The organism is Rhodococcus sp. LB1, assembly GCF_001583455.1.
Classification (GTDB): Bacteria; Actinomycetota; Actinomycetes; order Mycobacteriales; family Mycobacteriaceae; genus Rhodococcus_F; species Rhodococcus_F opacus.
Genome location: NZ_LTCZ01000061.1, coordinates 18,106 through 40,639 on the forward strand (window position 1 = coordinate 18,106; position 22,534 = coordinate 40,639).

Annotated in this window: 20 protein-coding genes; 15 read left to right on the forward strand and 5 right to left on the reverse strand. The window is 68.5% G+C overall.

The window, feature by feature from the left end; translation table 11 throughout:
* Positions 1-129 precede the first annotated feature (129 nt).
* The 3 genes from AZG88_RS11680 to AZG88_RS11690 are packed head-to-tail and all read left to right on the forward strand — an operon-like array spanning position 130 to position 4,995.
* Positions 130-2,232, forward strand: a complete 2,103-nt coding sequence (locus tag AZG88_RS11680; protein ID WP_061045441.1) for a hydantoinase/oxoprolinase family protein — start codon at positions 130-132, stop codon at positions 2,230-2,232.
* Complete coding sequence (locus AZG88_RS11685; protein WP_061045440.1) at positions 2,229-4,178, forward strand: hydantoinase B/oxoprolinase family protein; 1,950 nt, start codon at positions 2,229-2,231, stop codon at positions 4,176-4,178. The genes AZG88_RS11680 and AZG88_RS11685 overlap by 4 nt, the downstream gene beginning before the upstream one ends.
* 4 nt (positions 4,179-4,182) lie before the next feature.
* Complete coding sequence (locus AZG88_RS11690) at positions 4,183-4,995, forward strand: NmrA family NAD(P)-binding protein (RefSeq protein ID WP_061045439.1); 813 nt, start codon at positions 4,183-4,185, stop codon at positions 4,993-4,995.
* 42 nt (positions 4,996-5,037) lie between these two features.
* Here the strand turns inward: AZG88_RS11690 and AZG88_RS11695 are convergent, their stop codons facing one another.
* Positions 5,038-7,107 carry a PhoX family protein gene (locus AZG88_RS11695; RefSeq protein WP_061045453.1) on the reverse strand — a complete coding sequence of 690 codons (2,070 nt, stop codon included), beginning with the start codon at positions 7,105-7,107 and terminating at the stop codon, positions 5,038-5,040.
* A gap of 157 nt (positions 7,108-7,264) precedes the next feature.
* On the opposite strand from AZG88_RS11695, the gene AZG88_RS11700 reads away from it, so the two are divergent.
* Positions 7,265-8,281 carry a PHP domain-containing protein gene (locus AZG88_RS11700; protein WP_005249292.1) on the forward strand — a complete coding sequence of 339 codons (1,017 nt, stop codon included), beginning with the start codon at positions 7,265-7,267 and terminating at the stop codon, positions 8,279-8,281.
* Positions 8,278-9,099 carry an alpha/beta hydrolase gene (locus AZG88_RS11705; RefSeq protein ID WP_061045438.1) on the forward strand — a complete coding sequence of 274 codons (822 nt, stop codon included), beginning with the start codon at positions 8,278-8,280 and terminating at the stop codon, positions 9,097-9,099. Before AZG88_RS11700 ends, AZG88_RS11705 begins: the two co-directional genes overlap by 4 nt.
* A 43-nt stretch (positions 9,100-9,142) precedes the next feature.
* Here AZG88_RS11705 and AZG88_RS11710 read toward each other — a convergent pair whose 3' ends face one another.
* Genes AZG88_RS11710 through AZG88_RS11720 form a run of 3 tightly spaced genes read right to left on the reverse strand, consistent with a single transcriptional unit; the run spans position 9,143 to position 11,984 of the window.
* Complete coding sequence (locus AZG88_RS11710; protein WP_061045437.1) at positions 9,143-9,754, reverse strand: LutC/YkgG family protein; 612 nt, start codon at positions 9,752-9,754, stop codon at positions 9,143-9,145.
* The gene (locus tag AZG88_RS11715) at positions 9,751-11,232 is read right to left on the reverse strand and encodes a LutB/LldF family L-lactate oxidation iron-sulfur protein (protein ID WP_005571241.1); all 1,482 of its coding nucleotides are present in this window, start codon (positions 11,230-11,232) and stop codon (positions 9,751-9,753) included. The genes AZG88_RS11710 and AZG88_RS11715 overlap by 4 nt, the downstream gene beginning before the upstream one ends.
* Entirely contained in the window at positions 11,229-11,984 is a 756-nt protein-coding gene (locus tag AZG88_RS11720) for a (Fe-S)-binding protein (protein WP_061045436.1), read from the reverse strand. The genes AZG88_RS11715 and AZG88_RS11720 overlap by 4 nt, the downstream gene beginning before the upstream one ends.
* 79 nt (positions 11,985-12,063) lie before the next feature.
* Here AZG88_RS11720 and AZG88_RS11725 point away from each other — a divergent pair, with 79 nt between their 5' ends.
* From AZG88_RS11725 to AZG88_RS11745, 5 genes are all read left to right on the forward strand, one after another.
* A complete protein-coding gene (locus tag AZG88_RS11725) occupies positions 12,064-12,771 on the forward strand; it encodes a FadR/GntR family transcriptional regulator (RefSeq protein WP_061045435.1) in 708 nt (235 codons plus the stop codon).
* 172 nt (positions 12,772-12,943) lie between these two features.
* Complete coding sequence (locus AZG88_RS11730) at positions 12,944-13,591, forward strand: IclR family transcriptional regulator (RefSeq protein WP_025433594.1); 648 nt, start codon at positions 12,944-12,946, stop codon at positions 13,589-13,591.
* Between the two features lie 181 nt (positions 13,592-13,772).
* The gene (locus AZG88_RS11735; protein WP_061045452.1) at positions 13,773-14,993 is read left to right on the forward strand and encodes a CaiB/BaiF CoA transferase family protein; all 1,221 of its coding nucleotides are present in this window, start codon (positions 13,773-13,775) and stop codon (positions 14,991-14,993) included.
* Between the two features lie 81 nt (positions 14,994-15,074).
* Positions 15,075-16,400 carry an SLC13 family permease gene (locus AZG88_RS11740; protein ID WP_061697773.1) on the forward strand — a complete coding sequence of 442 codons (1,326 nt, stop codon included), beginning with the start codon at positions 15,075-15,077 and terminating at the stop codon, positions 16,398-16,400.
* Between the two features lie 28 nt (positions 16,401-16,428).
* Positions 16,429-17,313 carry a hydroxymethylglutaryl-CoA lyase gene (locus tag AZG88_RS11745; protein WP_061045433.1) on the forward strand — a complete coding sequence of 295 codons (885 nt, stop codon included), beginning with the start codon at positions 16,429-16,431 and terminating at the stop codon, positions 17,311-17,313.
* Between the two features lie 16 nt (positions 17,314-17,329).
* On the opposite strand, the gene AZG88_RS11750 is transcribed toward AZG88_RS11745, so the two are convergent.
* Complete coding sequence (locus tag AZG88_RS11750) at positions 17,330-18,043, reverse strand: GntR family transcriptional regulator (RefSeq protein WP_005256056.1); 714 nt, start codon at positions 18,041-18,043, stop codon at positions 17,330-17,332.
* A 169-nt stretch (positions 18,044-18,212) separates the two neighbouring features.
* Here AZG88_RS11750 and AZG88_RS11755 point away from each other — a divergent pair, with 169 nt between their 5' ends.
* From AZG88_RS11755 to AZG88_RS11775, 5 genes are read left to right on the forward strand one after another with little or no spacing between them, the layout of a single operon-like run.
* Positions 18,213-19,481, forward strand: coding sequence for an MFS transporter (locus AZG88_RS11755; RefSeq protein WP_005249307.1), 1,269 nt, complete (start codon positions 18,213-18,215; stop codon positions 19,479-19,481).
* Positions 19,474-20,262: a putative hydro-lyase gene (locus AZG88_RS11760; protein WP_061045431.1), complete on the forward strand. Its 789-nt coding sequence runs from the start codon at positions 19,474-19,476 to the stop codon at positions 20,260-20,262. Before AZG88_RS11755 ends, AZG88_RS11760 begins: the two co-directional genes overlap by 8 nt.
* Positions 20,252-21,007: a LamB/YcsF family protein gene (locus AZG88_RS11765; RefSeq protein WP_061045430.1), complete on the forward strand. Its 756-nt coding sequence runs from the start codon at positions 20,252-20,254 to the stop codon at positions 21,005-21,007. The genes AZG88_RS11760 and AZG88_RS11765 overlap by 11 nt, the downstream gene beginning before the upstream one ends.
* Positions 21,004-21,654 carry a 5-oxoprolinase subunit B family protein gene (locus AZG88_RS11770; RefSeq protein ID WP_061045429.1) on the forward strand — a complete coding sequence of 217 codons (651 nt, stop codon included), beginning with the start codon at positions 21,004-21,006 and terminating at the stop codon, positions 21,652-21,654. The genes AZG88_RS11765 and AZG88_RS11770 overlap by 4 nt, the downstream gene beginning before the upstream one ends.
* Positions 21,651-22,514: a biotin-dependent carboxyltransferase family protein gene (locus AZG88_RS11775; protein ID WP_061045428.1), complete on the forward strand. Its 864-nt coding sequence runs from the start codon at positions 21,651-21,653 to the stop codon at positions 22,512-22,514. Before AZG88_RS11770 ends, AZG88_RS11775 begins: the two co-directional genes overlap by 4 nt.
* The last annotated feature ends 20 nt before the right edge of the window (positions 22,515-22,534 follow it).

Consider the following 22,534-nt stretch of genomic DNA (forward strand, 5'->3'; position numbering starts at 1 on the left):
TCGTCTGTCCGGGGCGCGAGGGTCGCGGGCACCGCCGAACGAGGACCGGTGAGTTCGGCGATATGTGACAAAGAAACCGGGCGGCGGACGCGGTGCAATTGCCTTACAGAGACGAGCCCAGGAGGAATCGTGGAATCCAGAAAGATTCGGGTCGGTATCGACACCGGCGGAACATTCACCGACGTCGTGGCTGTGGACGAGGAGTCCGGAGCCGTCGTCACCACCAAGACACCCTCGACGCCTGCCGACCCGGCGCAGGGATTCCTCACCGGAATCGAGAAGGTGCTCGCCAAGCTCGGCGAGACCGGCGACGCGATCGGCGCCGTCAGCCACGGCACCACCGTCGCCACCAACAAACTCCTCGAAGGCAAGGTCGAGAACCTCGGGTTCATCACCACCGAGGGGTACGAGCACGTCCTCGAGATCGCCCGGCAGTCCGTCCCCGACGGCTACGGCAACTCGTACTTCTGGGTCAAGCCCGACCGCATCGTTCCCGCCGACCGCGTCCGCACCATCGGCGGCCGGCTCGCGTTCGACGGCAGCGAGATCCGCCCCCTCGTCGAGGACGACGTCCGCAAGGCCGCCCGTTTCTTCGCCGACCGCGGCATCCGCACCATCGGCGTGTGCCTCATGCACTCGTACGCCGACCCCAGCCACGAGAACCGCGTCCGGGATCTTCTGCTCGAGGAATACCCCGAGGCCACGGTGAGTATCTCCAGCCAGGTGCTGCGCGAGTACCGCGAATACGAGCGGTCCATCACCACCCTGGTCGACGCGGCCGTGAAGCCGAACATCCGCAACTACGTCAACAACATCGCGAACCGGTTGCGCGAGTTCTCCTCCGACGAGGGCGAAGCCCGCGACATCCCGTTCTACGTGATGAAGTCGAACGGCGGCGTGCTCTCCGCCAAGGAGGTCGTGCACCAGCCGATCACGACGGTGCTGTCCGGCCCGGCGGCCGGGGCGCTCGGCGCGGCTCTCATCGCAAGCGTCGCGGGTGTCGAGCAGGTCCTCACCTGTGACGGCGGCGGAACGTCGACCGACGTCACCGTCGTGGTCCGCGGTGAGCCCGCGCTCACCACCGAAGGTCGCGTGGGGGCGTACCCGTCGAAGATCCCGATGATCGACGTGGTCACCGTCGGCGCCGGCGGCGGCTCCATCGCCTGGCAGACCCCCGAGGGCACGCTGCGCGTCGGACCGCAGTCGGCGGGCGCCGACCCGGGCCCGCTCTGCTACGGCAAGGGCGGCAGCGAGCCGACGATCACCGACGCCCACGTGCTGCTCGGCCGCATCCCACCCCACCTGCTCGGCGGCGAGATCCCCCTCGACACCGAACTGGCCCGCAAGGGCGTCGAGCAGCTCGCCCACCAGTTGAAGCTCGACTTCGAGGCCTGCGCCACCGGCATCCTCGAGGTGTCGGCCTGGAACCAGGCCAACGCGCTGCGCCAGATCACGGTCAAGCGCGGTCTCGACGTCCGTGACTTCACCCTGGTGACGTTCGGTGGTTCGGGTTCGCTGCTCGCCTGCCGGCTCGTCGACATCCTCGGGCTCAAGGACGTCCTCGTCCCGCTGAACCCCGGCAACGTGTCCGCCTTCGGGCTGCTCACCGTCGACGTCCGCAACGACTACGTGCAGACCCACGTCTGCAGGCACGACCGGTTGGAGATCGGGGAACTGCAGTCGGGGCTGGACGCGCTCGCCGCCGAGGCGGAACGCGCACTCGCCGACGAGGGCTTCGGGGAGTCGGAGCGCAAGTACGCGCGCTCCGCCGACCTCCGCTACCTCGGCCAGGCCTTCGAGGTCCGGGTGGCGATCGGTGACGGTCCCGTCACGCAGGAGCTGATGGACGAGGCCGCGGAACGGTTCCACCAGGCGCACCAGGAGCTGTACGGCTACGACTTCCGCGGCGATCCGCACCAGCACGTGGAGTGGGTGAACCTGCGGGTCAGCGGCATCGGCCCCATCAAGCGCCCGACGCTGAACGAGATCGCGGCGGGGACCGGAGCCGAGTCCGCCGTGACCGGTACCCGTCCGGCGTACTTCGACGAGTGGGTCACCACCCGCGTCTACGACCGGGCCCGGCTCGGCGCGGGCGACGTGCTCGAGGGCCCCGCGGTGATCGAGGAATTCAGCTCCACCATCCCCGTGCACCCCGGTTTCCAGGCGCGGATCGACACCTTCGGAAACATCCGCATCACCAAGATCGCTGACTCGAACGGAGCGAACCGATGACCGTCACCACCGAACCCGTTGCAGTGCAGGCGGTCAAGCCCTACCGGCTGACACCGGTCGACGGAACGACGCCCGACCCCGTGCTGGTGGAGATCGTCGCCGGCTACCTCGCCAGCGTCGAGATGGAGGTCGAGACGTCCATCTCGCGGACCTCCCGCTCGCCGATGATCCGCGACGCCCACGACTTCCGCGCCGGGATCCACGACCGAAACCTCCGGAAGCTCACGGGCCGTTCGTATTCGGCGCTGGTGCATCCGGTGGCCCGGGACTTCCCGCTCGACACGATGAAGCCCGGCGACGTCTACTTCCACAACGACGTCTACCTGTCCGAAGGCGGCATCGGCCACCTCCCCGACCTCTGCGTCACCGTCCCGGTGTTCGCGACCAGGCCGGGCGACACGGAACCGTCCGTCGTCGCGTTCGTGCAGGCGTTCGGCCACCACGACGACATCGGCGGCTGCTGCCCGGGATCGATGCCGTCGGGCGCGACCACGGTGTACGAGGAGGGCCTGATGGTCCCGCCGATCAAGCTGTGGGATCAGGGTGTGCCCAACGAGGCGGCTCTGCGCATCATGACCCGCAACTCGCGGATGCCCGACGCGCTGGCCGCCGACCTCGACGCCGAGTGCTCGGCGTGCCTGATGGGCGCCCGTCGCCTCACCGAACTGTTCGAGCGGTACGGCTGCGACACCGTCGAGGCGTGCTTCGACGCGATGATGGACGCGACCACCGAGACGTACCGGCGGGAGATCCTCAGCAAGATCCCGAAGGGCGAATACACGTGGGAGGACTACGCCGAACACGACGGCGTCGACGAGCCCATGCTGCACACGCAGCGGATCACGCTCACCAAGACCGGACCGGAGGACGAGGGCGGCGAACGCCTCATCCTCGACTTCAACGGCACCGGACCGCAGGCCAAGGGTCCCATCAACCACTGCGGTGACTACGCCGACGGCAACTTCCTCATCAAGTGGCTCGCGCCGATCCTGCGCAACCTCGCCGACAGTCCCGAGCGGATGGCGGAACTCGACGTCAACGAGGGTGTGGTGCCGTTGATCGAGATGAAGTTCCCGGAGAAGGGCACGCTGATCACCCCGATCTTCCCGGCGCCCACCAACGCCCGGACGTTCGTGATCCTGCGGCTGCTCGGTGTGCTCGCCGGCGTCGTCGCGAAGGCCGTCGACGGGAACATGCCCGCCGACCAGGAGACCATCCGCTACACCGGCGTGTACGGCGAGGACTTCGACGGGCATTCGTACCTGATGCGGGAGGTGCTCGGCGGTGGGTCCGGCGGAAGGCACTACGCGGACGGTGAGGACACCATCCACGTCGTCCCCGACTCGCGGAACCTGCCGACCGAATTCACCGAGAGCCGGTTCCCGTTCATCGTCGAGAAGCTCGGACTGGCGAAGGATTCCGGCGGCGCCGGACGCTACCGCGGCGGCCTCGGCTACGAGAAGCACATCCGGATGCTCAAGGATGCGAACTTCATGTCCATCGCCGACCGCTCGATCCTCTCCTGCTGGGGAGTCAAGGGCGGCAAGGCCGGACGCCCCTTCTCCGTGGTCCTCGACCCGGACGGCCCGAACGAGCGCGAGTTCGATGCGCTGACCGACGCCGAACCGATCAAGGCCGGCGAGGTGGTGCGGATCCGTACGACCGGTGGCGGCGGCTGGGGCGACCCGCTCGACCGTCCGGTGGAGGACGTCGTCCGGGACGTGCTGTGGGGCAAGGTGTCCACCGAGGGTGCACGCGTCGACTACGGTGTCGTGCTGGCAGTGTCGTCGGAGGAACCGGTCGCGGACGTCGACGCCACCGAGACCCTGCGCGAGCAGATGCGCGCCGAGCGGGGACTGGACGAGCCGTTCTTCGACCGCGGTCCCGGCTACGAACGTCTCTCCGGCGGTGCGAAGTTCGCCGAGTTCGACTTCATCGACCGGTGACCCGATGACCGAGTCACTCTCCCGCGGCGCCGAGATCGCCGTCATCGGCGCCGCGGGGAAGACCGGAGCCGCCGTCGTGGCGGCGCTCGAGGGGCTCGCCGACGTACGCCGGGTGGTGCACACCGCCCGGCGTCCCGGCGACTTCGCCGTCGACCTCGAATCGGGCGCGGGACTCGAGGAGGCGCTGTCGGGTTGCCGGGGCGTGTACTTCATCGCCCCCAACGTGCACCCCGACGAGCCGGCGCTGCTGCGGAACGCGATGGGCGCCGCAGCGTCGGTGGGCGTAGAGCATCTCGTCTACCACTCCGTGGCCTGGCCGTACACCCCGCTCATGCCCCACCACGTCGACAAGGCGCGGTGCGAGGACGAGCTCCGGACGTTCGGCGGGCTCCGGTGGACCGTCCTGCAACCGTGCGCCTACGCGGAGAACTTCGGGTCGGTGCTGGACGGCTCGGCGACAACCGTCGAACTGCCCTACAGTCCGGACGCGACGTTCTCGTTCGTCCGGCTCTCGGACGTCGCGGAGGTGGCGGCGCGTGTGCTGTCGGAGGGCCCCGACATCCACCACGGCGCCACCTACGAGCTGGGCGGTCCGGAAGCCCTCAGCGTCCGGGATCTGTGCGCCCGGGCCCATGGTCCGGTGTCGGTGAAGCAGGTGTCCGTCGACGAGTGGATGTCGCGGCACGGGCGGGACCTGACGGACGACGGTCGCGCCCGCCTCGCCGCGATGTTCGACTTCTACGACCGGTACGGGTTCCTCGCGGGCGGCGCGATGTTCGAGTCGCTGCTCGGGCGTCCGCCCACCCCCGCCATGTGAGTGGCAAAGCGTGCGGGGGCACACTTTGCCACTCACATGGGGTCAGACGCCGATCCGGCCGCCCGACTTCCACACCGCCACGACGGCGGGACGCGGCTGCGCGTCGCCGCCGTCGGGCCAGTGCGACGCCGGGTTGTCGGCGCTGGCGTCGTCCAGTTCACCCGGGTGCTGCACGCACACCGTGACCCGCTCGTCGCCGACGATCGGACCGCAGGTCTCGGCGCCCTTGGGCACGGTGAGGAACTGCTTGGTCTCCCCGCGGTTCGGGCCCTCGAGGACGACGCTGAACAGGCCGTCGTTGGACTTCAGCGCGTTGCCGTCGGTGGAGATCCACAGGTTGCCGTGCGGATCGAACGCCAGGTTGTCGGGGCAGGAGATCGGGCTGACGCTCTCCTTGTCGAAGCCGCCGAAGTAGGTGTCGGCCTCCTTGGGGTCGCCGCAGACGAGCAGCAGGTTCCACGTGAACGCGGTGCCGGCGTGGTCGTCGGTGAGTTCGAGGACCTGGCCGTTCTTGTTGTTGTTCCGCGGGTTGGCCTCGTCGGCCGCCGCCGCGCCGTCGACGCCGCGCTTGGTGTTGTTGGTCAGCGCCACGTACACCTTGCCGGTCGTCGGGCTGGGTTCGAAGTCCTCGGGACGGTCCATCTTGGTGGCACCGACCTTGTCGCCGGCCTGACGGGTGAACACCGCCACCTCTTCGGCGCTCATGCCGTCGACGAGCGACTCACCCCGGCCGTCCTCACCGGTGCGCAGCAGCGGGATCCACTCGCCGGTGCCGTCGAACGTGCCACTCGCCGGCAGCGTGCCAGACCCGTCGATCTCGTCCGCCGAGTTGCCGCTGAACTTCGCGACGTACAGGGTGCCCGCGTCGAGCAGCGTCATGTTGTGGCGCAACGCGGCCTGACTCCTGCCGTCCATCACCTTGCGGCTGGAGACGAACTTGTACATGTAGTCGAAGCGCTCGTCGTCGCCGCTGTACGCGACGACGGTGCCGTCGTCGGTGACGTGGATGGTGGCGGCCTCGTGCTTGAACCGGCCCAGTGCCGTGTGCTTGACGGGTGCGGACGCCGCGTCCCACGGGTCGACCTCGACGACGTAGCCGAAGCGGTTGACCTCGTTCGGCTCCTGGAAGAGGTCGAAACGCTTGTCGAACCGTTCCCACTTGCGCTCGGACGCAGCACCTTCCACGCCGTACCGCTTCAACCGTGCGGCGACCGCGGGGTCGGTGACCAGTTCGGCGTTCGCGAAGTACTGGTTGAAGTTCTCCTCCCCCGACAGCACCGTGCCCCACGGAGTCACGCCACCCGAGCAGTTGTTCAGCGTGCCGAGCACCTTCGTGCCCGTCGGGTCCGCGGACGTCTTCAGGAAGTCGCTGCCCGCGGCGGGACCGGTGACGACGAATTCCGTCGTCGCCGTGATGCGCCGGTTGTACGGTCCGAAGTCGGGAGTGAGCGTGCCCGAGGCGGATTCGCCCTTCACCTGCACCACGGACAGCCCGTGGGCGGCGAGCGCGGTCTGGAACTGCTCCGGTGACGGGTTTTCGGCGTCGTAGCCCTTGAACATGAACGGCTCGGTGGTGTACTCGTGGTTGACCACCAGCAGGTAGGTGTTCGGCTGTCCCTCGACAGGCAGAAGTCCGGCGAAGTCGTTGTTGAACCCGAACTGCTGCGCCTGCGCCTGCGCCGTCTGGTTGTCGAAGTCGAACGCGGGAGCCCCGGGTAGCACCGGGTCGCCCCAGCGGATCACGACGGCCTGCTCGTAGCCGTCGGGGACGACGACGGCGTCCTCGGTGTTGGGGGCGACGGCGTCGAAGTTCGTTCCCGCGGGTGCTGCTCCGTCCGAACCGCCGGTGGCGGCACCGCTTCCGCTTCCGGAGTCGTCCGAGCAGGCCACCAGCGCAGTGCCCGCTCCGACGGCGAGGACGGCCATTCCCGTCCCGCGCAGCATCCCGCGCCGCGACAGGGCGGTACGGGCGATGTCACGGAAGTACTCGCCGTGCGAGGTGTTGGGCACGTCGTGGGAGCACGCGTTTCCGCACTTGTACTGGCAAGTGACGGATGCGCGCGAGGACACTCCGTCGTGATTGACGAACAGTGCGAGGGGTTTCAAACTCACCGTGGCTCCCGATTCGAATGTGGACAACTCCGGCACCGTAGAAGTCGTAAGCGAGACGAAGGGAACGTGTGTGTGAACGTGCGGACAACGAGGTGACCCTAAGTTCTGGCAGAAATTGCTCCTAGCCAGCAGCCCGACAGCCGTGCACCATTGAAAGATGGACCCCGTCGAAGCGCTGCGGGAAATTGCGTTCTGGCTCGAGCGCTCGCGTGACGAGGCACCGCGGGTCGCCGCATTCCGGCGGGCGGCCGACGTGCTGACGTACGCGGACGAGGACGCACTGGCCGACCTGGAGGAGCGCGGCTGGGTGTCGCCACCCGACATCGGGTCCGAGGCCGCCGCGATCATCCGTGAGTGCGCCGAGTCGGTGCCGCTGTACCTGACGTACCTGCGCAATGCGGCCGAGCCGATCGGCCTCGGCGGCACGGAGCTGCTCGACGCGCTCCGCGGCGACCTGCACACCCATTCCGACTGGTCGGACGGCCGGTGCCCGATCCGGGAGATGATGCGCCGCGCGGCCGCCCTGGGCCACGAGTACTGCGCGATCACCGATCACTCGCCGCGACTGACGGTCGCGAACGGGATGTCGTCGGAGCAGCTGCTCTCCCAGCTGAGCGTCGTCGCCGAACTGAACGCGGAGCTCGCGCCGTTCCGCGTGCTGACCGGCATCGAGGTCGACATCCTCGTCGACGGCTCCCTCGACCAGGACGACGACCTGCTCGCCGACCTGGACATCGTGGTGGCCAGCGTGCACTCGCACCTGGACACCGACCGCGCGACGACGACCAAGCGGATGCTGCAGGCCGTGAAGTCCCCACACGTCGACGTCCTCGGGCACTGCACCGGCCGCCTCGTCGAGGGTGCCCGGGGGCCGCGGCCCGAATCGAAGTTCGACGCGGAACGGGTGTTCGAGGCGTGCCGCGAGTACGGCACCGCGGTCGAGATCAACTCCCGCCCCGAGCGCCGCGACCCGCCGGGACGCCTGATCGACCTCGCGCTGAACAGCGGGTGCAAGTTCTCCATCGACACCGACGCGCACACCACAGGTCAGCTCGCCTGGCAGGGCTACGCCTGCGAGCGCGCCGCCGAACGCGGAGTCGAGCCGTCGGACGTGATCAACACCCTGCCCGTCGCCGAGTTGCTGGAGTGGGCCGGAACACCGATTCGGCAATGATCCGCGTCGGGATCGTTGCGCTCGTCGTCGTGGCTCTGCTGGTCGCCGCCGTGTGGGTGTTGCAGCGACGCCTGATCTACTACCCCGACACCTCCCCGGTGCCGCCCGCGGACCGGCTGATCGCCGGGGCCGAGGACGTCACGCTGACCACGTCGGACGGCCTCGAACTCGGCGCCTGGTACGTCCCACCCGCGGGCGGGGACCCGGTGATGACCGTGCTCGTGGCCGCCGGGAACGCCGGCAACAGGGCCGACCGGGCTCAGCTGGCGTCGGACCTCGCCGCCGCCGGTTTCGCCACGCTGCTCTTCGACTACCGCGGGTACGGCGGCAACCCCGGGCACCCCAGCGAGGTCGGGCTGGCACTCGACGTCCGGGCGGCCCGCCGGCACCTCGTGGACGAGCGTCGTGTGCCGCCGGAGCGGCTGCTCTACTTCGGGGAAAGCCTCGGCACCGGCGTCGTCACCGAACTCGCCACCGAGCATCCACCTGCGGGCCTGCTGCTCCGGTCGCCGTTCGTCGACCTCGCGTCCGTCGGCGCAGCGCACTACCCGTTCCTGCCGGTCCGGCTGCTGCTGCGCGATCGATTCCCCGTCGCGGAGTACGTCGCACGCATCGACGTGCCCACCACCGTGGTCTACGGCACCGCCGACATCGTCGTCCCGCCGGAGCAGAGTGCTCGCGTGGCCGATGCGGCGCTCGGCCCGGTGGAAACCGTCGTGCTGGCCGGGGCCGGGCACAACGACGACGTGATGTTCGGCGGCGCGGAGATCGTCCGCGCCACCGCCGATCTGGCCGGGAGGGCGCTCCGCGCCCCGTGAGTGGTTGACGAGTCCCTGGACTCGCCGGCCACGCACAGGCGCGTCAGCGCACTATGACGACGTCCAGCGTCCGCGGACCGTGGACGCCCTCGACACGGTTGAGTTCGATGTCGCTGGTGGCACTGGGGCCGCTGATGAACGTCAGCGGTTTGGTCGCGTCGAGGGTCTGGAAGGCCTGCGGCACGGTGTCGACGATCTGATCGGTGCGCACGATGCAGATGTGGTGATCCGGGACCAGGGTCAGCGCCCGCCGCCCCTGACCGGCGCCGCCGTCGAGCACGATCGTCCCGGTGGCGGCGATCCCGAGGGTGCAGCCGGTGACGACCACGTCGAGCGCGTCGAGTTCGAGCGTCGACAGTTCGGCGGGCGCCCCGTCGACGACGACGTCACGTCGCGGCCGCCACGACAGCGGCAGGTCCGGCGGGACGACGGCGCGCGCCCCCTCCGCGATCAGCCCGGTGACGACCTCGGCGACCGTGCTCTCGTCTGCGCGATGGACCTGCGCGCGGTAGTCGTCGACGGTGTGGGCGAAGAATTCGACGTCCCCGGGGCCGGACGCGGGCTGCCGGTGGTAGTCGCGGGGAACGGGTTCGGGGGCGGGCGCTTCGGCGAGCGCCGACCGGATCCGGGTCAGGATCTCTTCGCGTGCGGTCATCGTGTCGTGTCCTCGTGAGTGCGGGCCCACCATTGTCGGAAGGTCTCCTTCGGTGGGGAGGGGAGGTCGCGGCTCGCGGTCCACTTCGACCCCGGGTACGGCAGCGACGTGATGCGTCCCTTCTTGCCGCCCAGCACCCGGCCGATCTTGGACGCCGTTTCGGCGGCGGCGAACCGCTTCTCCGACCCCATCACGAAGCCCGCGGCCTTCATCGCGAGGTCCTGGCCGCCGGGAAGTCCGTGGCGCTCGGAGTCGACCTGTTCCGCGCGCAGGTGCACCAGGATGCTGGGGATGTCGATGCGCACCGGGCAGGCATCGAAGCAGGCGCCGCACAGCGTCGAGGCGAACGGCAGCGAAGCGTTCGGGTCGTCGTGACCGGTGGTCCCGGTGAGTTGGGGGCTGAGGATCGCGCCGATCGGGCCGGGGTACACCGACCCGTACGCGTGACCGCCCGCCCGCTCGTAGACGGGGCACACGTTCAGGCAGGCGCTGCAGCGGATGCAGTGGAGCGCCGACCGCCCGACCTCGTCGGCGAGGACGTTGGTGCGACCGTTGTCGAGGAGGACGACGTGGAAGTTCTGCGGGCCGTCGCCGGGATGCACCCCGGTCCACATGGAGGTGTACGGGTTCATCCGCTCGGCGGTGGACGACCGCGGCAGCAGTTGCATGAACACCTCCAGGTCGGTGAACGTCGGGACCAGTTTCTCGATGCCCATGAGGGTGATGAGGGTGTCGGGGAGGGTGAGGCACATCCGCCCGTTGCCCTCCGACTCCACCACCGCGAGGGTCCCGGTTTCCGCGACCCCGAAGTTCGCACCGCTGATCGCCACCTTGGCGGAGAGGAACTTTCGCCGAAGGTGTGCCCGCGCGGCCATCGCCAGCGCCCGCGGGTCGTCGGTGATGTCCTTGTCGATGCCGGGCATCGATTTCAGGAAGATCTCGCGGATCTCGGCGCGGTTGCGGTGAATGGCGGGAACGAGGATGTGACTCGGCTTGTCCTCGCCGAGTTGGACGATGAGTTCGGCGAGGTCGGTCTCGATCGCCGCGATCCCGTTCTCCTCGAGGTGCTCGTTGAGGCCCGTCTCCTGCGTGGCCATCGACTTGACCTTCACGACCTCGTCGGAGCCGGTGGCCCGCACGAGGTCGGTGATGATCCGGTTCGCCTCCTCCGAGTCGCGCGCCCAGTGGACGGTGCCGCCGCGGGCGGTGACGTTCTCCTCGAATTGCACGAGCAGTTCGGGGAGCCGCGCCATCACGTCCGCCTTCAGGGCGCTGCCCGCCCGGCGCAGTTCCTCCCAGTCGTCGACCTCGGCGACCGCGGCGATGCGCTTGTTGCGGATGGTGGTGGTGGCCGCGCCGAGATTGGCGCGCAGCTGGGTGTCGGCGAGCGATTTCCGCGCCGCGTCGGGGAAAGATTCTGTGCCCCGGATGTTTCCGGTGCCCGCATGGAAGGTGGGCGAGCCGAGGAACGTGGTCATGCGTTGCTCCCGATCTTCTCGGTGCTCGCCAGGATCTCGGCGAGATGGACGGTGCGGACCCCGCTGCGCAGCCGGGACAGCCCGCCGCCGATGTGCATCAGACAGGACGAGTCGCCGGCGCTGCACACCTCGGCGCCCGTGCTCAGGACGTTGCCCATCTTGTCGGCGAGCATCGCGGTCGACGTCTCGGAGTTCTTCAGCGCGAACGTTCCGCCGAAACCACAACAGGACTCGGCCGCGGGGAGCTCGATCAGCGTCATCCCCCGCACCGCCCGAAGCAGTTGCAGCGGCTTGTCGGCTACACGCAGCATCCGCAGCGAATGGCACGTCGGGTGGTACGTCACCCGGTGTGGGTAGTAGGCGCCGACGTCGGTGACGCCGAGGACGTCGACGAGCAGTTCCGACAGCTCGTACGTCCGGGACGCGACCTCCTCGGCGCGCGTCGCGAGCGATTCGTCGCCGTACCGGCGGGCGACCATCGCGTGCTGGTGCCGGACGGATCCGACGCAGGAACCGGACGGCGCCACCGCGACGTCCCAGGACGGTCCGCTCTCGAACGCCTCCACGTGGTGACGGACGAGCGGCAGCGCCTCGGCCTGGTAGCCGGTGTTGACGTGCATCTGCCCGCAGCACGTCTGCTTCGGCGGGAATACGACCTCGTGGCCGAGTCGCTCGAGGAGACGGACCGTCGACTTGGCGGATTCGGGGAACAGGGCATCCGCCAGGCACGTGGCGAACAGGGCGATTCTCATCGGGTACTCCAACCGGGCTGGGCTGTGGTCTGACCACAGTAGCGCACTGTGGTCAGACCACACCAGGTAAACTTTGATCGTGCGCACACACGAGGTCGTCCTGCACCGCATCGAGCAGGATCTGGCGGCCGGCAAACTCACCGTCGGCGGTCGCCTGCCCGCCGAACGCGCACTCGCGGAGGAACTCGGCGTCGGACGCTCGTCCGTCCGCGAGGCCATGCGCGTGCTCGAGGCGATGGGCATCGTCCGCACGGCCGTCGGGTCCGGACCGGACGCAGGCGCGATCGTGGCCGCCGACCCGGCCGCGTCCATCGGCGCGGCCCTGCGACTGCACATGGCGACGCGCACGCTGCCGATCCGCGACGTGGTCCAGACGCGCACGCTGCTCGAGTCGTGGGCGGTGCAGGAAGCCGCCGGGCAGGCCCGCGACCTCGACTTCTCGGCCATCGACACGCTGCTCGACGCAATGGACGACGAGGAACTCACACCCGAGGCGTTCCACCGGCTCGACGCCGACCTGCACGTCGCGATGGCCGGACTCGCGGGCAACGTCCTCGTCGAGGCGATGATGGTCTCGCTCCGCGACTCCATTCACGGCTACGTCATGCAGGCCGTTCCGCTCCTCGACGACTGGCCTGCGGTCGCGACCCACCTCCGCTGTGAGCACCGCGGCATCGTCGCCGCCCTCCGCGACGGACGCGGTGCCCGGGCCGCCGGCCTGGTGCGGGAGCACATCGAGGGCTTCTACGGGCGCTTCGCGCCCGTGCGTGGGTCGGGCGACGTGTAGAGGCGGGCTGCGATCGGGCGAGTACGGCATCGGCACCGCCGCCGAGTGGGAGAGGTGACCAGACCAGTGATCCGTCGTGTCGCTGGTGCTCGAAGCTAGGATCGATCGACACAGGCAGCACACATCATGCAGCTCGCGGTCGCGGGCATGGTTTCGTCGAGAGAATCGGGCAATGGCGGACGAGCAGCGCAAGACGGTCGGTGTCTTGTCGCGCGCATTCGCCATCATCGACGCCGTCGAGTTGCGACCGATGATCACCAGCGAGCTTGCACGCACTGTCGGCTTGTCGAAGTCGACCACCCAACGTCTTGTGGCCGAGCTCGCGCACTATGGCTACCTGCGCCGAGATGCCACGGGCCGATACTGGCTCGGGTATCGCTTCACTGCGGCAGGGATGACCGATATCGCCATGCCGGTGCTTCGGGAGCTGAGCGACAGCACCGGTGAGTCCTCGCAGTTGTGGGTCCGGCGCGGTGACCTGCGCTTGTGCGCCGCCAGTGTCGAATCGTCGAACGAACTACGGGCCACCATGCCGGTCGGCACCACATTTCCGCTGGCAGAAGGGTCGAGCGGTCACGTCCTGGCCGGCGATTTCGACAACGACCCCGTCGCGCGACGCCGCGGCTGGTGGCAGACGCTCTCCGAGCGGGTTCCCGGCCTCGGCTCGGTCAGTGCACCGGTACGAGTACACGGCGAGATCGTCGCGTCGGTATGCGTGTCGGGCCCATTGCACCGGCTCGGTGACGATCCCGGCCCTCGCCTCGGTCCCTCGGCCGTCGACGCCGCTCATCGCATCGAAAAGTCACTTCTCGACTCCTGACCCCGCGCCGCCTCGCCGCGGCGGGTGCGTCTTTTCTTGTCGTCTCGACCTGTGCCGGCCGGCATGCATCGTTGCGCTCTGTGACCCGGAGCACTATGGTTGCCCCATTATTCGGGCCACAATGACCCAAATAATGGGTCATTACGAGGTTGATCGCATCGCCGACAGGAATCGGAGCGTCATGAACAACGCCACCACAGGTCCGCTCGACGGCATCACTGTCCTGGAACTGGGCAACTTCATCGCAGCGCCCTTCGCGACTCGGCTGCTGGCTGATTTCGGCGCCGAGGTCATCAAGATCGAACGTCCCGACGGTGGTGACGAGCTGCGCGGTTGGCGTCGCAGCAGGGGCACCACCTCGATGATGTATCGCACCATCGCGCGCAACAAACGATCGGTGACGCTCGATTTGAAGAGCGCCGAGGGGCAGCAGCTGGTGCTCGACCTGGCCACCAACGTCGATGTCGTGATCGAGAACTTTCGCCCCGGCACACTCGAACGCTGGAACATCGGACCGGAACAGTTACAGGCAGCCAACCCGGACATCGTCCTGGTCCGGATCTCCGGCTACGGCCAGAACGGCCCCTACGCGCAGCGCGCCGGCTTCGGTGGGGTCGCTGAGGCGTTCGGCGGATTGCGGTATGTGACCGGCTATCCCGACCGTGAGCCGGTGCGTCCGGCAGCACCGCTGGGCGACACCCTCGCCGGTCTCTACGGCGCGGTCAGCGCGTTGATGATGCTTCTGGCCAAAGCCCGTGGCGGCGACCACCCGCGACCCAAGGTCGCCGACGTCGCACTCTACGAATCGGTCTTCATGGCGATGGAGTCGCTGACCGCTGACTTCGACGCCTATGCCATGGTGCGCGAGCGCACCGCCGGCAATCTTCCCGGTGTGGTGCCCAGCGGCTCCTACCCGTGTGCCGACGGCTCGGTTCTAATCGCCGGGAACGCCAGCGGGGTCTTCGCCAGGCTGATGAACGCCGTCGGCCGCCCGGACCTGGCGAGTGATCCCGACCTGGTCGACGGCACCAAACGCTACCTGCGGGAAGACGATCTCGACGAGGCGATCGTGGCATGGACGACGACCAGATCCACGAGAGACGTGGTCACCGAACTGTCCGACGCCGGTGTCCCGGCCAGCGACGTCTACGACGCTGCTCGCATCGTCTCCGACGAGCACTATCTGGCCCGCGGGATGATCCAGCCGTTCAAGGTCGACGTCGAAGACGGCTCGTCCGAGGAGGTGCGCTTCCCCGGCGTGGTACCTCAGTTCGACGGCCAGGCAACGAAAGTCGGATGGTTGGGGCCTGATCTCGGTGCCGACACCGAGCCGGTACTGGGCCGGATGCTGGGCCTGACGCCCGACCGCCTGAACGCACTGCGCACAGCAGGCGTCATCTGACCCGCGGGCATCCGCCGCCCCTCTGCTCCCTGGTGCAGCCGCACCTTTCCCGTCTGCCCCGCACGGAAAGAACACGGTCCCATGGTCTATGCCATCTCCATCCTCGCCCTCGTACTGATCTTCACCATCGCCACCAAGGTGCCGATCAACATGGGCATCCTCGCCTTCGCCGGCGCCTTCCTCGTCGGCGGATGGGTGTCGGGGATCCCGATCGACGACATCGTCGACGCATTTCCCGGTGACATCTTCCTGATCGTCGCCGGCATCACCTTGCTATTCGCCATCGCCAAGGCCAACGGCACCATCAATATCATCGTCGAATCGGCCCTACGCCTGGTCCACGGACGGCGCTGGGCGCTGGTGTGGATGATGTTCCTGCTCTCCGGCGCGCTGATGGCCCTGGGATCACCGATGGCGGCAGGCATGCTCGCCCCCATCGCGATGCGGCTGGCCGGGAAAAAGAAGATCAACCCCCTGCTGATGGGCATGGCCATCAACCACGGCGCTCTGGGTTGCGCGTTCTCGCCCATCACGATCTACGGCGCCTTCGTCAACGGATTGATCAAATCCGCCGGGTACGAGGCGAACCCGCTGCTGCTGTTCATCGTTCCCTTTGCACTGAACACCCTGTTCCTCGCCGTACTGTTCGCCATCTACGGCCGCGACCTGCTCCACGAGCTGCCCGAAGACCGTGACGAGATCACCGGCGCCGGCGCCGGCGCACCGACCCGCCCCCATCCCAGCCCGGGATCTGGCACCGCCTCCGCGACCGCCGTCCTGCCCGACGTCGACGTCATCGGCCGCACCCCGTTCAACCGGGAACGGGTCGCGACGCTCATCGGAATCCTGCTCCTGGCAGTAGGTTCGGTGGCCTTCAACGTCGACGTCGGAGTCAGCTCGATCTGCATCAGCACGGTTCTGCTGCTGATGGCCCCGAAGAAGATGCCCCGGATCGAAGACAAGGTGGCGTGGCCGGCCGTCGTGCTGGTGTGCGGCATGCTCACCTACATGACGGTGCTCAAACAAAACGGCACCCTCGACTTCCTCGGCGACGCCGCCACCCACCTCGGCTCCCCTCTCGCCGCCGCGCTGATCCTGCTGTACGCCGCCGCGATCATCTCCGCGGTCGGCTCCTCGATCGGCACCCTGGGCATCGCGCTGCCGCTGGCCGCACCCATGCTTGCCGCCGGGGAACTCGGCGCGCTGGGATTCATCATCGCGCTGGCCTTCGCCTCCACCGTCGTCGACGTCAGCCCCTTCGCCACGAACGGATCCATCGTGGTGGCCGAGGCCGACGTCGAAGACCGTCAACGGTTCCAACGCAGCGTCCTGGCCTACTGCGGCCTGGTCGTGCTCCTCGCCCCGCTGGTGGCCTGGGCCCTGATCGTCGTTCCCACCTCGCTCTGACCCCCGGCCCTCTCGAGAAGGTTCCCGCATGCCCGTCACCATCACCGACGTCGTCCTGCGCGACGGACTACAGGACGAAAACGTCCTCGTCGCCACCGACGACAAACTCACCATCGCCGACGCGCTGGTGGCCGCCGGAGTCCGGCAGATCGAAGCCGTCTCCTTCGTCTCGCCCACCCGCGTTCCTCAGATGGCCGACGCCGACGCACTCATCGCCCGGTTGCAGCCCTACCGCGCCACCACACAGGTCAGCGCCCTGGCGCTGAACGCCACCGGGGTCCACCGTGCAGTGGCCGCCGGAGTCGACGTCGTGCACATCGCGGCATCGGCCAGTTCCGCACACAGCCGAGCGAACGCCGGCAAGTCCGCTGCGCAGGCCCTCGAGGACCTGTCCCGGGCGGTGGCCGGCTACCCGGAGCAACGGTTCCTCGGCGGGATATCCACCGCATTCGTCTGCCCGTTCGAGGGAACCGTCTCACCCACACGCCTGGTAGAAGTCGCCGAACAGTTCGCAGCCATGGGGATACGCGCCCTGGGTTTGGCCGACACCCTGGGCACCGCCACCACCGAGCACGTGCTCACCGCGGTGGGCGCCGTGCGCGAAGCACTGCCCGACATCACCATCGGACTGCATCTGCACAACGCCGACGGCCAAGCACTCACCACCGCCCTGCAAGCAGCACGCCATCTGGGGATCGCACACTTCGACAGCGCCGTCGGCGGATACGGCGGGTGCCCCTTCGCGCCGGGCGCGCACGGCAACCTCGCGACCGAGGAACTGGTCGCGCATTTTCACAGTCATGATGTGGAAACCGGCATCGATCAGGCGCAGGTGACCGCCGCAGCATCGTTGGTCAAGCGTGTCGTCGCTGCCTCACCGCAGCTCTCGCGCTTCGCGCCCGTGCGTGGTTGAGGAGTCTCTGGACTCGTCAACCGCTCACGGGGCGGTACGCCCCCAGGATCTGCGCCTCGGCGTCTTCGAGGTAGGTCTTGAGTAGCTGACCTGCGGCTTCGGTGTTGCCCGCCACCAGCGCGTCGTAGATCTCGTGATTGCGGGTGAGATACGGGCCGTGGAATCGGTGGGCGTCGTCCATGACGTGGAAGACGAGCCGCGCCTCGTTCCACACGCTGCGCATCAGTTCGTCGATGCGATTGCTGTTGTTGAGGCTCGCGAGGGCGCTGTGGAAGTGGATGTCGGCGGTGCCGACTCCGGTCCAGTCCTCGACGGCGTACCGCTCGTCGGCCAGGTCCAGGGCCTCGGCCACGCGCGACAGGTCGCCGGTGGCGGGGTCGAATCCGTTGACGCCCGCGCATTCGACGACGCGCCGGCAGATGTACAGCTCGGTGATGTCCTCGGCCGTGGGCACGCGGACGAAGACGCCGCGGTTGAGTTCGTGCGCGACCAGTCGGTCTTCGATCAGGATCTGGAAGGCCTCGCGCACCGTATTGCGGGAGACGTCGAGGGCGGCGCAGATGTCGGGTTCGGAGAGACGCGCCCCTGGTCGGAACGTTCCGTCGATGATCGCGTCCCGCAGAATGCCGGCCACCCGGGTGGTCCTGCTGGTGCGTTCGAGCAGGCCGCGGTGAGCGGCCAGGCGGGAATGCGCATCGCCACGAAGGGCATTCGAGCTGGTCAAGTCCACTCCTCAGGTTTCGATCTCGACCGCAATCATAGTTGTGAGCTCGGTTCCGCGATGACTTCCATGTTAAACGATCCTCTCAGGGTATTGCAGGATCGTTGAACGATTTGTACCGTGATGGGAGTTACACCGTTTCTTCCGGCAGTTACATCCCTTCTTCAGGCGAGGTGCCATGACCACAGATACACAGACCGAGGTCGCGCAGGCGCGCCCCTTCGACTGGTTCCGCACCCTCGGGCCGAAGGGAAAGAGAGCCTTCATCGGCGCGTTCGGCGGGTACGGACTCGACTCCTACGACTTCCAGGTCCTCCCGCTCGGCCTCGCGGCCATCGCCGCCTACTTCGGCCTCACCACCGGTCAGGCCGGCCTGCTGACGACGGTGACGCTGGTCGTGTCTGCGCTCGGCGGTGCCCTCGCCGGCATCCTCGTCGACAAGATCGGCCGGGTCCGCACCCTGCAGGTCACGGTCGCGACGTACACGATCTTCACGGTGCTGTGTGGCTTTGCACAGAACTTCGAGACGCTGCTCGTCTTCCGCGCCTTCCAGGGCCTCGGCTTCGGCGGCGAGTGGGCGGCGGGTGCGATTCTCGTGGCCGAATACGCCCGGGCCGAGTACCGGGGCCGGGCCGTGGCGTTCGTCCAGAGCGCGTGGGCAGTGGGCTGGGCGCTGGCGGTGATCGTCTACACGGTCGTCTTCCAACTGTTCGATCCCGACGTCGCGTGGCGAGTGCTGTTCTTCACCGGTGTCCTGCCCGCGTTCCTCATCATCTGGGTTCGCCGGAATCTGAAGGATCCCGAGGTCGTCACGAAACGTCGTGAGTCCGCGGGCAAGGAGACCGGCTCGTTCGCCGCGATCTTCCGCGGCGGACTGCTCAAGACCACCGTGCTCGCGTCGCTGCTCGCCACCGGCGTGCAGGGCGGCTACTACACGCTGGCGTCCTGGCTGCCCACATTCCTGAAGACCTCGCGCGGACTCGACGTCGTCGGCACCGGCGGCTACCTCGCCATCCTGATCTCGGGTGCGTTCCTCGGCTACGTCAGCGGCGGCATCCTCACCGACAAGCTGGGACGCAAGCGGACCATGCAGCTGTTCGCGGCACTGTCGGCCGTCTTCATGGTCGGCTACACCCAGGTGCCCGAGGGCGCGAACACGTTGATCCTCATCCTGGGCTTCCCCCTCGGCTTCTGCACGTCGGCGATCTTCAGCGGCTTCGGATCGTTCCTGTCCGAGCTGTACCCGACGCAGTCCCGCGGCACGGGCCAGGGCTTCACGTACAACTTCGGCCGCGCGGTCGGCGCCGTGTTCCCGGCGGTCGTCGGTTTCCTGGCGGCCACCCAGCTGGGTATCGGCGGCGCGATGATCTTCGGTGCGCTCGGATACGCCATCGCCGTCTTCGCCCTGTTCTTCCTCCCCGAGACCCGCGGGATCCAACTTGACTGACTCACCGGCCGACCTCCGCTCCGCGTTCCGTTCGGGACATGTCACCCCGACCGCCGGTCTGGCGCCCGGATTCGCCCAGACGAATCTCATCGCCGTACCGGAGGACTGGGCCTACGACGTTCTGCTGTTCACGCAGCGGAACCCCAAGCCGTGCCCCGTCCTCGACGTCGGCGACGTCGGCTCCCGCACGACGATGCTCGCCCCCGGCGCCGACATCACCACGGACCTGCCGCTGTACCGGGTGTGGAAGGACGGCGAACTGGCCGACGAGACCGCGGACGTGTCGGGCCTGTGGCGGGACGACCTCGTGGCCTTCCACATCGGGTGCAGTTTCACGTTCGAGCACCCGGTTGCCGCTGCCGGGGTGCCGCTGCGTCACGTCGAGCAGGGCAGCAACGTCCCGATGTTCGTGACCAACCGTGAGTGCAGGCCCGCAGGCCGGATGAGCGGACCGATGGTGGTGTCGATGCGACCCGTTCCCGAACATCAGGTGGCCCTCGCCGCGGCGATCTCGGCGCGGATGCCTGCCGTCCACGGTGGGCCCGTGCACATCGGTGATCCAGCGGAACTCGGCATCGCCGATGTCGCGGCCCCCGACTTCGGCGATCCGGTGAACTTCGAGCCCGGCGACGTGCCGGTGTTCTGGGCCTGCGGGGTCACCCCGCAGGCGGCGGTGATGGCGTCCCGGTTGCCGTTCGCGATCACCCATGCACCCGGGTACATGCTGATCACCGACACCCCGGACAGCGAGTACGTCCTGGAGGTTCCCGATGCGCGTTGATCTGAACTGCGACCTCGGCGAGGGTTTCGGGCAGTGGACCCTGGCGGACGACGAGGCCCTCCTCGACATCGTCACGAGCGCGAACATCGCGTGCGGTTTTCACGCGGGGGATCCGATGATCATCCGCCGGGCCTGCGAGGGTGCGGCCGAGCGCAACGTCGCTATCGGTGCGCACGTGGGTTTCCGGGATCTCGCCGGATTCGGCCGTCGTGAACTCGCGGTGTCGCCGGCGGATCTGCGCGACGAAACGCTGTACCAGATCGGCGCGCTTGCCGGGTTCGCGCGTGCCGCCGGGTCCCGCGTGTCGTACGTCAAACCGCATGGTGCGCTCTACAATTCCGCCGCGCTCGACTACGAGCGGGCCGAGGCGATCGCGTCGGCCATCGACCGATTCACCGAACCGCTCGCGCTGATGGGCCCACCCGGCTCGCAGTTGCAGCGTGCGGCGCAAACCCATGGCATCGAATTCGTCGCCGAGGGTTTCGCCGATCGCCGCTACACTGCCGCGGGCACGTTGACCCCGCGCTCGGTGACCGGCGCCGTCATCGCCGATCCCGACGTCGCCGCCGCCCAGGCCGTGCGCATGGTGTCGAGCGGAACGGTGGAATCGATTGACGGCGCCGACGTCGCGGTGTCGGTGCACAGCATCTGCGTCCACGGCGATTCGCCGGGGTCCGTGCGCACGGCCCGCCAGGTCCGGCACGCCCTCGAGAGCGCCGACGTCACGCTCGGGTCCTTCGCATGACCACCCCGAGCGCCGGCATCCGGATCCTCCCGGCGGGCAACCGGGGCCTCCTCGTCGAACTGGAGTCGGAACCATTCGTGGTGTCGCTGACCGAACGCCTCCGCCGCACCCCGGTCCCGGGGGTGGAGGACGTGCTCCCCGCGGCGCGGACGGTGCTCGTGACCACGACTCCGCGCACCGACCTCGACGAGGTGCGCCGCGCGCTGCGGACGATGACCGTCGACCTCGAGGTGCACGAGGACAGCCGCGCAACCGAATCCGAGCCGGTCACCATCCCGGTCCGCTACGACGGCGCCGATCTCGCCGACGTCGCCGACCATCTGCGGATCACCCGCGAGGACGTGATCGCCGCCCACACGTCGGCCACCTGGCGTTGCGTCTTCATCGGATTCGCACCGGGTTTCGCCTACCTCAGCTGCGGCGACGACCGGCTCACCGTTCCCCGCCGCGCCCAGTCCCGCACCGTGGTGCCCGCCGGGTCCGTGGCCCTCGCCGGCGGCTACGGCGCGGTGTATCCCCGGTCCTCACCCGGCGGGTGGCAGATCATCGGAACCACGGACTCCCCGATGTGGAACCTCGACGCGAACCCTCCGGCGCTGCTGCAGCCGGGGCGTCGCGTCCGATTCGTCGACGAGGAAACACTGTGAGTGAACTCGAAGTACTCGAAACGGGTCCGCTCAGCCTGATCCAGGATCTCGGCCGGCCCGGTTACCTGAGTTCGGGTGTGGGCGTGTCCGGCGCCGCCGACCGCGGGTCCGCGAAGCTGGCTAATCGGCTGGTCGGGAACGACGAGAACAGCGCGTGCATCGAGGTGCTGATGGGCGGCCTCGCCCTCCGGGCGCCGCAGGTGACCATCGTCGCCGTCACCGGTGCACCCGCCACGGCGCTGCTCGACGGAATCCCGATGGGGCACGCGAGCGTCATCGTGATGCAGCCGGGGCAGACGCTGCGCCTGCAGTACGCGCAGGTCGGCTTGCGCAGCTACGTCGGCGTCCGAGGTGGCGTCGCGGTGCCGAACGTGCTCGGCTCCCGCAGCACCGACACCCTCTCCGGAATCGGACCGGAAGCGTTGAAACCCGACGATGTTCTGCCCGTCGGTTCCGCGGCGACCAACTTCCCGAACGTCGACGTCGCGCCCGTTCCCCCGATGGACGCGGGAACGCTGTCGGTGCGGGTGATCGGCGGCCCCCGCGACGACTGGTTCACCAACCCCGAAGCGTTGACCACGGGAGTGTGGGCCGTGTCCCCGGACACCGATCGCATTGGGACGCGCCTGAACCGGCACGGCGACTCGCCGGCACTGGTGCGGACGTCCGAGGCCGAACTCCCGACCGAAGGTGTCGCGCTCGGCTCCATCCAGGTTCCGCCGAGCGGGCAGCCCGTCGTCTTCCTCGCGGACCATCCCATCTCGGGCGGCTATCCCGTCATCGGCGTCGTCGCGGACGAGGACATCGACCGGATCGCCCAGGCTCGACCCGGTCAACTGATTCGCTTCACCACTGCGTGATCGGCTTCGGTCCGATCCCA